Origin of the sequence: Geodermatophilus sp. DF01-2 (assembly GCF_004571065.1) — a bacterium.
In the GTDB taxonomy this organism is placed as follows: Bacteria; Actinomycetota; Actinomycetes; order Mycobacteriales; family Geodermatophilaceae; genus Geodermatophilus.
Genome location: NZ_SPQN01000108.1, coordinates 1 through 10,774 on the forward strand (window position 1 = coordinate 1; position 10,774 = coordinate 10,774).

Genomic DNA, 10,774 nt, shown 5'->3' on the forward strand with positions numbered 1-10,774 from the left:
CCTCCCCGTACTCCTCGACCGACTGGGCGCCGGTGCACGGGGCGCCGCAGCGGCCCATCCCGGCCAGCGCGCAGGCGGTGCCGAGCGCCTCGGGCGAGAGCCGCCCGGTGCACTGCCGCAGCGGCAGCGCCTCGTGGACGGCGGCCACGGCGGCGTCGGCCGCGCGCCGGTCGGGGAAGGGACCGAGGAACACCCCGGCGCCGGGCCGTACCCGGCGGACCACCGACAGCCGGGGGAAGGGCTCCTCGGTCAGCCGCACCCACAGCGCCCGCTCGGGGAACCGCGAGCGCCGGTTGTAGCGGGGTCTGTGCTCGGCGATCAGCCGGAGCTCCCGGACGGCGGCCTCGAGGTCGTGCGCGCAGGGGATCGCGTCGACCCGCTGGGCGAGCGCCACCATCTCGGTGATCCGGCTGCGCTGCTCACCGGCGGTGAAGTAGCTGCGCACCCGGCTGCGCAGGTCGGTCGACGTCCCGACGTAGAGCGGCTCGTCGCGGGGCCCCCGGAACAGGTAGACGCCGGGGCCTGCGGGGACGCCGGCGGCCAGGTGCCGCTTGCGCAGCCGCTCCGGGTCGACCTGCCGGGCGAGGCTCGTCAGTTCCTCCAGGGTGGTGATCCCCACGGGGCCCAGACGCTCGAAGAGCCCGTGCAGCACGTCGACGGTGGCGCGGGCGTCGGCCAGCGCGCGGTGGCACGGCTCGGTGCTGGTACGGAAGTACGGCGCCAGGGTGGCCAGCTTGCAGTTGGGCACCTCGTCGCGGGTGAGCAGGCGGCGGGCGAGGACGGCGGTGTCGACCGAGGCCGCCGCGGGCCACGCGATGCCGTTCTCGGCGCAGGCAGCCTTGAGGAAGCCGAGGTCGAACGGGGCGTTGTGGGCGACCAGCACCGCGCCGCGGGCGAACTCCAGGAAGCTCGGCAGCACCGCGCCGATCCGGGGCGCGGCGGCCACCATCGTCGAGGTGATCCCGGTCAGCACGCTGATGTAGGGCGGGATCTCGCAGCCGGGGTCGACGAGGGTCTGGAACTCCCCGAGCACCGCCCCGCCGCGTACCTTGACCGCGCCGATCTCGGTGATCGCGCTGTCCTTCGGCGACCCGCCGGTGGTCTCCAGGTCGACGACGACGAACGTGATCTCCGCCAGCCGGGTGCCCAGCTCGTCGATGGTGGCCTGCTCGTAGCGCGGCAGCCCGGCGGCCGCGCGGGCGGCAGGGTGGGTGGACCAGGCCGGCACCGGGCGGGCGGGGGAGGAGGGCACGGGGCGGACGGTAGGTCGGGGTGGTGACAGTCCCGGGGACGCGCGCCGGTGCCGGAGGCCCCGGGCGGCCCGGTGCTCGCCCGTCCGGGGGAACCGGACCCACGTCTCTGGCGGGGAGGCGTGCCCCCGGACACCGCCGCCGGGCGGCGGCCGCGGAGGCCTGGACACCGAGCGCCGCCGTGCAGTGCAACTGGCCGAGGAGGTGGCCGAGCTCGAGGCGGCGGCCTCGTCGACCGGGAGCTGGACGCCGCCGTCCGGGACGTCGACCGGCAGCTGGCCCGGCGGCCGGAGGCCGAGCTGGAGGTCGACCGGGACATGGCGGCCAGTTGGCAGGCGCATCTCGACGAGCTCGCCGCCGCCGGGGTCGTGTCGCCGTCGGCGTCGGCGCTGCTCGCCCCGGAGTCGGGGCTGCCCGACCGGCTGGTGCCCGTGGGTGCGCTTCGGCTTCCTGCACCCGCGCTGGGCCGACCCCGGCAACGGCCGCGAGGAGCCCTGGCATTGGGAGTACGTCGGCGCCTGAGTCGGAACTGTCGGTGCCCGGTCCTAGCGTGCTGCCCGGATCGACCGGGGCCGGGGACGGCCTCTCGTGACCAGGGGGTCGGCCAGCGGAGGAGTGGACCGTGTACATCGACTGCGACACCTGCACCGCCCGCGGCACCGGCTGCGGGGACTGCGTCGTCACCGTGCTGCTGGGGGCGCCGCCGGGCTGGCAGGGCACCGACCCGACCGTGGTCCCGATGGCGGGACGTCGCGTCGACGGGCCGACCGCGGAGGACGTCGTCGTGTTGCCGCCGGGGGTGGTCGTGGAGTTCGACGACGTCGAGCGCCGCGCCGTCCGGGTGCTGGCCGATGCCGGTCTGGTTCCGCCGCTGCGTCACCAGCACTCCGCCCGGTCGGCCCCGACACGACGGGCCACACCGCAGCGGCGGACCGGCGGACAGGGCGCCGGTCGGCGCACCGGGTGACCACGGTGCGCCGACCCGCTCGGTCCTCGCGGGTGACCGGCGGCGTGGCGAGCCCGGGAGAGCACCTCGACCTCACAGTTCCCCGCGCCCCTGTTTGTCACTTCTCGCACAGCCTCCGTACGGTGAGCCGGTCCGGCCGGGTGGTCGTTGCCTGCAGAGGGGTGACCTCGGCCGGGAGCCGCCGAATCACCCGACGCGCCGCTGTGGCGTCGAGGGAGAGCCGGGGACCCACCACAGCACTGGGGTGAGTTCTCGCGTGCGCCGGTCCGCCGGTGGCACCAGAGATAGGGCGCCTTCTTCCCAGTCCGAACCCGTCAGCTAACTCGGTAGGCCGTCGCTGAGGAAGAACGGACAGTCGCCGCCCGTGGCGACCCTCCGCCCTGCCCTGGGGCATGCCGTCGATCAGTCCGTCCCCGGCCTCCCGGCCGCGTACCCCCGTACCGGCCTGTCCCGTTGCATCGGCCGCGGGTTGGTCCTGGGGGCGACCGCCACCCTGGCCCTCACGCTCCTGCCGGGCACCGCCGCCGCGGACCCGGAAGAGGCCACCAGCGCCGCCCAGGCCGCCCAGCTGGTCGCCCGGGCCGCTCACGACCTCGAGGTCGTGACCGAGCAGGTCAACGAGGCCCGCGAGACCCTCGCCCGGCAGCAGGCGGCCGCGCAGCACGCCGACCTGGCCGCCGCCGAGGCGCAGGCGCAGCTCGAGGCGCTCGACGGCCACATCCGTCAGGTCGCCCGCGCCGCCTTCACCTCCGGTACCTCCGTCGAGGGCATGGAGGAGCTGGACCTGCTGATGATCAGCGGGTCGGCCGAGGAGTTCGTCTCCCGGCTCGCCACCCTGGACGCCATCGCAGTGCACACCACCGAGGTGCTCGGCGAGGTCGCCGAGTCCGCCGCCGCGGCCCGGCAGGCCCGTGCCGAGGCGGAGACGGCGCAGGCCGCCGCCCAGCGCACCCTCGACGACGTCACCGCGCGGCAGACCCAGCTGGAGTCGGACATCGCCGACTACCAGGCGCAGTACGACGCACTGTCGGTCCCACAGCGGCAGGAGGTGGTGGCCACGCGCGTCGGGCAGGCCGTCGTGGCCGCGCCCGCGGCCGCGGCCAGCGGTGCCGCGCAGATCGCCGTCGACACCGCGCTGGCCCAGGTCGGCGACGCGTACGTGTGGGGGGCCGGCGGGCCGGAGGCCTTCGACTGCTCCGGGCTGACCCAGTACGCCTATGCCGCGGCTGGGATCAGCCTGCCGCACTCGTCACGCATGCAGTCGCAGATGGGCACCGCGGTGTCCCGGGGCGACCTGCAGCCGGGCGACCTGACCTTCTACTACAGCCCGATCAGCCACGTCTCGATGTACACCGGCAACGGCCAGATGGTGCACGCCTCGACGTCCGGCCAGCAGGTGAAGGTCGTGAGCGTGGATTCGATGGGCGGGATCACCGCCATGCGCCGCATCGCATGGTCACCGTCGTCCTGCCGGACGACACCGCGCCAGGTGGCGTCCCCGACTTGCGCGGAGCCCAGGCTCGCGTCCCTCCCACATGTCACCGCCTCCGTCGCGGCTCGGACGCTTCTGGCCTGGACCGACACCGATCGTGGAGGCGGGCGAGTTCGCGCGGCGCACGGCAAGGCGACTTGGCGTCCCATGGCGAGACAAGTTAACTTGCCAGGCATGCAGCCGGTCATTCTCTCCAGCGCCCGTCGCCACGGGATCGCTGATGAGGACATGCTGCACGCGCTCCGCAACGCCATCGGCGAGTATCCGGGCCAGGGCATCTACGACCTCACCATCGCCGTCGGCCCCGCCCGCAACGGCGTCACCCTGCTGGAGGTCGGCTACGACCTCGCGGACGACGACCGGATCGTCATCGTCCACGCCATGAAGGCCCCGACCGAAGTACCTCTGAGGAGGGATGATCACGATGCCGCGAAGCTTCGAGGAGATCGTCGCGCAGTCTGAGGCGATGGCCACGTCCCTGGAGGCGGACGACTCGCCGCCCAGCGTCTCCAAGGAGGAGGCCGCCCTCCGTGCCGCCGCGCTGCGTCGCGCGCTGGCCGAAACCGAGCTCGGCGAGGCTGTCGCTGTGGCCCGGCGCGCCGGCGTCCCGTGGCAGCGGATCGGGGAGGCGGTCGGCACGAGCGGGGAGGCGGCCCGGCAGAAGTACCGGGCCATCGCCCCGTAGCCGGTGCCGTCCCCGACCTGCGCGGAGCGCTGCCCGTGTCCCGGTCGGAGCGGACCCCTGGACGGGGCCATCCGGAGCCCCGCGACCGGCCCAGCAGGGAGGGGCGACCCTAGAATCGACCGGGTGAGCGGGGCGGGCGGGATGAACGCCCGCCGGGCCGCGCTACTGGCCGCGGTCGTGCTCGGTGCCGCGGTGGTGGTCGTCATCGTGGTGGTTCCCCCGTGGACGCTGCTGCCCGAGCCGGCGGGCGGGCGCACGCCGGTCGACCCGGGCGCCGTGCTGCCGCCGGAGCTACTGGAGCGGGCGGAGTCCTTCGCCGCCGCGCTGCGCCCGGCCTCGCTGACCTCGCTGCTGCTCGGGCTCGCGGTGTCGGCGGTCCTGGGGCTGACCCGGCTCGGGGCCCGGCTGGTGCGCGCCGTGGCAGCGCCCTTCGGCGGCGAATGGGTGCCGCAGGTCCTGCTCGGCACCGCGGCGGTGATCGTGGTCGGCCGGCTGGTCACGCTGCCGGTGTCGGCCTACGCGGAAGCAGTCCGCCACCGGTACGGCCTGTCGACCCGCGGCTGGGGGCTGTGGCTGCGGGACGTCGCCGTCTCGACCGCCATCAGCGCGGTCGTCACGGCGCTGGCGCTGATGAGCTTCCTGTGGCTGGTCCGCCGGGCGCCGCGCACCTGGTGGGCGTGGGCGTCGGCGGCGGCCGCGGGCTTCGTCGTCGTGGGGTCGTTCCTCTACCCGGTGGTCATCGAGCCGGCGTTCAACCGGTTCGAGCCGCTGCCCGCAGGCGAGCTGCGCGCCCGGCTGCTCGACCTGGCGGAGGAGAACGGCACCCCGGTGCAGGACGTGCTCGTGTCCGACGCCTCCCGGCGGACCACCGCGCTCAACGCCTACGTCTCCGGGTTCGGCTCGACCCGCCGGATCGTCGTCTACGACACCACGCTCGAGCAGCTGCCGCCGGACGGCGTCGCCTCGATCGTGGCGCACGAACTCGGGCACGTGGTCCACCGGGACGTCCTCACCGGGACCCTGATCGGGGCGCTGGGTGCCGCCGTCGCCGTGGCGCTGTCCGGCTGGCTGCTCTCGTGGACTCCCCTGCTGCGCCGGGTCGGCGCCCGGTCGACCGCCGACCCGGCTGTCGTCCCCCTGGTGCTGTTCCTGCTGTCGGTGGGCGGCCTGCTGAGCACCCCGGTGCAGAACCTGGTGTCGCGGCAGGTCGAGACCCGCGCCGACCTGCGGGCGCTGGAGCTCACCGGGGACGCCGAGGCCTTCGTCGCCATGCAGCGGCAGCTGGCCGCCACCAACCTGAACGACCCCGACCCGCCCGAGGCCTGGCACTGGTTCTTCGGCTCGCACCCGACCGCCGCCCAGCGGATCGCCTTCGCACGGGACTGGCAGCTGCTGGAGGACGCCGGGTGAGGACGCTGGTCGTCACCAACGACTTCCCGCCGCGCCAGGGCGGCATCCAGACCTTCGTCGCCGCCCTCCTCGCCCGCCGTCCGCCGGAGTCGCTGGTCGTGCTCGCCTCCCGGTCGCCGGGCTGGGAGACCCACGACGCGGCGCTCCCGTACCCGGTGGTCCGCCGCCCGACCGGCATGCTGCTGCCCACCCCGGCCACGGCCCGCGCGGCGGCCGACCTGGCCCGCCGGCACGGCTGCGACTCCGCCTTCTTCGGGGCCGCCGCACCGCTCGGTCTGCTCGCCCCGGCGCTGCGGGACGCCGGCGTGCAGCACCTCGTCGGTGCCACGCACGGCCACGAGACCGGCTGGGTCGCCCTGCCCGGCGCGCGGCGGCTCATGCGGCGGATCGCCTCCGGGCTCGACGTCCTGACCTACATCAGCGACTACACGCGGGCGCGGCTGGCGCCGGCGCTGGGCGCGGTCACCCGCATGGCGCAGCTGCCGCCCGGGGTGGACGTCGACCGCTTCACCCCGGACGCCGACGGGGCGGCCGTGCGGAAGCGGTACGGCTTGGGCGCCGCGCCGGTCGTCGTCTGCGTGTCCCGGCTGGTCGCCCGCAAGGGCCAGGACGTGCTGGTCGCCGCCTGGCCGCGGGTGCTGGCCCGGCACCCCGCCGCCCGGCTGCTGCTGGTCGGCGGCGGCCCCCTCGAGAGGAGCCTGCGCCGGGCCGTGGCCGCCCGCGGACTGGAGCGCTCCGTCGTCCTGACCGGGCCGGTGCCACCGGCCGGGCTGCCCGAGCACTACGCCGCCGGCGACGTGTTCGCCATGCCGTGCCGCACCCGGCGCGGCGGGCTCGACGTCGAGGGCCTGGGCATGGTCTACCTCGAGGCGGCCGCCTGCGGCCGGCCGGTCGTGGCCGGCCCGTCCGGCGGTGCCCCCGAGACCGTGCAGGAGGGCGTGACCGGCCACGTCGTCGCCGACCCTCGGTCGCCGGGGGACGTGGCCGCCGTCCTCACCGGCCTGCTCGACGACCCGGAGCGGTCCCGGGGGATGGGCGCGGCCGGCCGCGCCTGGGTGGAGCAGCGCTGGTCGTGGACGTCGATCGCCGACACCTTCGCCGAGCTGCTCGAGCCCTAGTGGAGTCGCTCGGTGACGATTTCCGCCACCGAGCGACTCCACTCAGCGGGCGTAGAGCGCCTCGACCTCGGCGTCGAACTCCTTGAGCACCACGGATCGCTTGAGCTTCAGGCTCGGCGTCAGCATCCCGTTGTCCTCAGTGAAGTCGGTGCCCAGCACGCGGAACCTCTTGATCGCCTCCGCCTGGGACACCGCCTTGTTGGCCTCGGCGACCGCGGCGTCGAGCTCGGCGCGCACGTCGGGGTCGTCGGTGAGCTGGGCAGCGGTGAGGCCGGCGTCCTTGCCCCTCGATTCCAGCCACAGGGGAAGGGCCTCCTCGTCGAGCGTGACCAGCGCGGCGATGAAGGGCCGCTGGTCACCGACGACGATGCACTGGCTGACCAGCCGGTGCGCGCGCAGCCGGTCCTCGAGCACCGCGGGGGCGACGTTCTTGCCCCCGGCGGTCACCAGGATCTCCTTCTTGCGCCCGGTGATCGTGACGAAGCCGTCGGCGTCGATCTCGCCGAGGTCGCCGCTGTGCAGCCAGCCCTCGGCGTCGATCGTCTCCTTGGTGGCGGTCTCGTTCTTCCAGTAGCCGCGCATCACGATGCCGCCGCGGATGAGGATCTCGCCGTCCTCGGCGATGGCGAACGAGACGCCCGGCAGCGGCCGGCCGACGGTGCCGATCCGCAGCGCGTCGTCGTGGTTGACCGACGCGGCTGCGGTGGTCTCGGTGAGGCCGTAGCCCTCGAAGACGGTGACCCCGATGCCGCGGAAGAAGTGGCCGAGCCGCTCGCCGAGCGGAGCGCCGCCGGAGATCGCGCCCTGGCAGTGGCCGCCGAGGGCCGCGCGCAGCTTGCCGTAGACGAGCTTGTCGAACAGCGCGTGCTGGGCACGCAGCGCCAGGCCGGGGCCACCGGTGTCCTGGGCGCGGGACCAGTCGATGGCCACCTGGGCGGCCTTGTCGAAGATCTTGCCCTTGCCGTCGGCCTCCGCCTTGGCCTTGGCGCCGTTGTAGACCTTCTCGAACACCCGCGGGACGGCGAGGACGAAGGTCGGCTCAAACTCACCGAGGTCCTCGACCAGGTTCTTCACGTCCGGCGTGTGGCCGATGATGGTGCGGTTCTTGACCGCGCCCACCTGCAGGACGCGGGCCAGCACGTGCGCCAGCGGGATGAACAGCAGCAGCGAGCCCTGCTCCCTCATGAACCGGTCGAGCAGGGTGATGCCGTTGCCGATCTCGAACAGGAAGTTGCGGTGCGTCAGCTCGCACCCCTTCGGCCGCCCGGTGGTGCCGCTGGTGTAGATCAGCGTGGCCAGGCTGTCGGCGTCCAGGGACGCGCGGCGGGCGTCGAGCTCGCTGTCGGGCACGTCCTGCCCGGCGACGGTGAGGGTCCCGATCGCGTCGTCCTCGATGACGTGGACGGACTTCAGGTCGGGGGCCTGGTCGCGGACGGACTCGACGGCCCCGGCGTGCTCGTCGCGTTCGACGACGGCCGCGGTGGCGCCGGAGTCGGACAGGATCCAGGCGACCTGGTCGGCGCTGGAGGTCTCGTAGATGGGGACGACGACGGCGCCGGCGGTCCAGATCGCGTAGTCGAAGACCGTCCACTCGTAGCGGGTCTTGGCCTGCAGGGCCACCCGGTCACCGGCGGCCACGCCGGCGGCGATCAGACCCTTGGCGACGCCGCGGACCTCCTCGCCGAACTGCTTCCAGGTGACGTCGACCCATCGGCCCTCCACCCGGCGACGCAGGCCGACCTCGTCGCCGTGTTCGGCGACGTTCTCGGCCAGCATGTCGGGAAGGGCCTCGTCCGGGCCCACCTCGGTGGTCGCGGGGACGCTGAACTCGCGCACGCCTCGTCCTCTCCTGCCCGCCCGGCCACGGGCACCGTCGCCCGTGACTCGGTCACGGGGCCTCTCGGGAAATCTAGCCGCTGACCCCTACCGGTGAGTAGGGAGAGTTGCCATCGAGGGCCGCCGGGACGGAGCCGAGCGGATAGCCTGCTCCGCATGGCCGACCAGTCCACGCAGTCGATCACCGTCGCGGCGCCGCCGGCCGACGTCATGGCGGTCATCGCCGACTTCCCGGCCTATCCGGAGTGGGTGGCCGCGGCCAAGCAGGTCGACGTGCTCGAGACCGAGCCGGACGGCCGGGCCCGCCGGGTGCACTTCGTCCTCGACGCCGGCGCGGTGAAGGACGACTACGTGCTCGAGTACACCTGGGACGACGACCGCCGGGTCTCCTGGCAGCTGGTCCAGGGCCAGATGCAGAAGCGGCAGGAGGGGTCCTACACCCTCACCGAGACCGCACCCGGAACGACCGGGGTCACGTACACGATCACCATCGACCTCTCCATCCCGATGCTCGGGATGATCAAGCGCAAGGCCGAGAAGGTCATCCTCGACACGGCCCTCAAGGAGCTCAAGAAGCGCGTGGAGAGCTAGGCGGCAGGGTGCGCACGCTCCTCCTCACCGGCCCCGGTGGGGCCGGTACCTCGACCCTCGCGGCGGCGGCCGCCGTCCGCGCCGCCGGAACCGGCTCCCGCACGCTGCTGCTGACCCGCCCCGGACGGCAGGCGGTCGACCTCACCGACGTCCCCGGCCTCGCCGTCGACCGCGTCGAGTCGCTGGCCGCGGCCGAGTCGCTCTGGGCGGCAGCCGACGGGGCCTTCGCCGGCGTCCCCGCGCTGACGCCGCCCCCGGCCAGCTCGGTCGTGCCGCTGCCCGGCGCCGCCGAGCTGGCCGTCCTGGCACGGCTGGCCCGCGCGGCCGCCGGAGACGAGGCCGACACGGTGGTCGTCGACGCCGGACCGCTGGAGTCCGGGACCGCGCTGGTCGGGTTGCCCGGCGCTCTGCGCTGGTGGCTGGACCAGGCGCTGCCCACCCGGTTGCGGGTGCTCGGCGCCGTCCGGACCGCTGCGGTGCGCTCCGGCGCGGCGCCGCGCGGGCCGGTGGACGCCGTCCTCGACGCTCTCCCGGCCCTCGAGGCGGGGCTGGGTCGGTTGGCCCTGACCGACCCAGCCGCCACCGAGGTACTCCTGGTCGCCGTGCCGCGGGCCGCCGCCGTCCCGGCGCTGCGGACGGCGGTGACCGCGCTGGCGCTGCACGGGCAGCAGCCGTCCGCCGTCCTCGCGCGGGTGCTGCCCGCCGGCGGGCCGGGGGAGTGGTGGGCCCGGCGCGCTGAGGAGCAGGACGCCGCGCTGGCCGCGTTCGCCGACCTGGCCCCGGTCCGGCGGGTCGAGGAGGCCGCGCGGGAGCCCGCCGACGCCGCGGCGCTGGCCGGGCTGCTGCCCACCGAGGACGTCCCTGCGCCGGTGACCGCGCTGACGCCGGCCGTCGAGCGGGCCGAGGGCATGCGCCGGCTGGTGCTGCCGCTCCCCTTCGCCGAGCGGGAGGGTCTGGACCTGACCCGCTGGCAGGACGACTTGGTCGTGACCGTGGCCGGGGTGCGCCGGTCGATCCGGTTGGACTCCCTGCTGCGCCGTTGCGTGGTCACCGGCGGTGCGCTCGCCGACGCCGGCACCGCGCAGGCACGGCTGGAGGTCCGCTTCACACCCGATCCGCAGCAGTGGCCGGCCGACCTGCTGGCCGCCGAGGGGAGCACGCGATGAACGACGGACCCGACTGGGTCGAGCAGGCCCGCCGCCTGGTGGACGGGCTGGGCCAGACCCTGGGCTCCGCGCTGCGCGAGGGCGCCCGGGACGGCGAGGCCTCCGGGAGGCACCCGGCCGACTGCCGCTGGTGCCCGGTGGCGCCGGCGTCGATGGCGCAGGCGTGGGTGATGCGCGGGTACGCCGCCTCCGTCGCACCGGCCGCCGGCCACTCACCGTTCGACGACCTGGCCGAGCTGCTCGCCGAGGGCGGCTACAC

10 protein-coding genes and 1 riboswitch are annotated in these 10,774 nt (G+C 74.8%); of the genes, 8 read left to right on the plus strand and 2 right to left on the minus strand.

Annotated features, from left to right (window positions below):
* A partial coding sequence (locus tag E4P41_RS19675) for a DEDD exonuclease domain-containing protein (RefSeq protein WP_245177502.1) occupies positions 1 to 1,252 on the minus strand: 1,252 nt, incomplete at its 3' end.
* 620 nt (positions 1,253 to 1,872) lie between these two features.
* Here E4P41_RS19675 and E4P41_RS19680 point away from each other — a divergent pair.
* From E4P41_RS19680 to E4P41_RS19700, 5 genes are all read left to right on the plus strand, one after another.
* Positions 1,873 to 2,217, plus strand: coding sequence for a hypothetical protein (locus E4P41_RS19680; RefSeq protein ID WP_135142927.1), 345 nt, complete (start codon positions 1,873 to 1,875; stop codon positions 2,215 to 2,217).
* 186 nt (positions 2,218 to 2,403) lie between these two features.
* A riboswitch (cyclic di-AMP (ydaO/yuaA leader) is annotated at positions 2,404 to 2,565 on the plus strand.
* Between the two features lie 16 nt (positions 2,566 to 2,581).
* Positions 2,582 to 4,171 carry a C40 family peptidase gene (locus E4P41_RS19685; RefSeq protein WP_245177503.1) on the plus strand — a complete coding sequence of 530 codons (1,590 nt, stop codon included), beginning with the start codon at positions 2,582 to 2,584 and terminating at the stop codon, positions 4,169 to 4,171.
* Positions 4,172 to 4,175: 4 nt separating this feature from the next.
* Positions 4,176 to 4,394, plus strand: coding sequence for a hypothetical protein (locus tag E4P41_RS19690; RefSeq protein WP_245177504.1), 219 nt, complete (start codon positions 4,176 to 4,178; stop codon positions 4,392 to 4,394).
* A gap of 123 nt (positions 4,395 to 4,517) precedes the next feature.
* The gene (locus E4P41_RS19695) at positions 4,518 to 5,804 is read left to right on the plus strand and encodes a M48 family metallopeptidase (RefSeq protein ID WP_245177505.1); all 1,287 of its coding nucleotides are present in this window, start codon (positions 4,518 to 4,520) and stop codon (positions 5,802 to 5,804) included.
* The gene (locus E4P41_RS19700) at positions 5,801 to 6,922 is read left to right on the plus strand and encodes a glycosyltransferase family 4 protein (RefSeq protein ID WP_135142929.1); all 1,122 of its coding nucleotides are present in this window, start codon (positions 5,801 to 5,803) and stop codon (positions 6,920 to 6,922) included. Before E4P41_RS19695 ends, E4P41_RS19700 begins: the two co-directional genes overlap by 4 nt.
* 42 nt (positions 6,923 to 6,964) lie before the next feature.
* On the opposite strand, the gene E4P41_RS19705 is transcribed toward E4P41_RS19700, so the two are convergent.
* Positions 6,965 to 8,758: a long-chain fatty acid--CoA ligase gene (locus tag E4P41_RS19705; RefSeq protein ID WP_135142930.1), complete on the minus strand. Its 1,794-nt coding sequence runs from the start codon at positions 8,756 to 8,758 to the stop codon at positions 6,965 to 6,967.
* A 156-nt stretch (positions 8,759 to 8,914) separates the two neighbouring features.
* Here E4P41_RS19705 and E4P41_RS19710 point away from each other — a divergent pair, with 156 nt between their 5' ends.
* The 3 genes from E4P41_RS19710 to E4P41_RS19720 all read left to right on the plus strand — a co-directional run.
* Positions 8,915 to 9,349, plus strand: coding sequence for an SRPBCC family protein (locus E4P41_RS19710; protein WP_135142931.1), 435 nt, complete (start codon positions 8,915 to 8,917; stop codon positions 9,347 to 9,349).
* Between the two features lie 8 nt (positions 9,350 to 9,357).
* Positions 9,358 to 10,515 carry an ArsA-related P-loop ATPase gene (locus E4P41_RS19715; protein ID WP_135142932.1) on the plus strand — a complete coding sequence of 386 codons (1,158 nt, stop codon included), beginning with the start codon at positions 9,358 to 9,360 and terminating at the stop codon, positions 10,513 to 10,515.
* Positions 10,512 to 10,774: hypothetical protein (locus E4P41_RS19720; protein ID WP_209307817.1), on the plus strand; the 263-nt coding region annotated here is incomplete at its 3' end. The genes E4P41_RS19715 and E4P41_RS19720, both read left to right, overlap by 4 nt.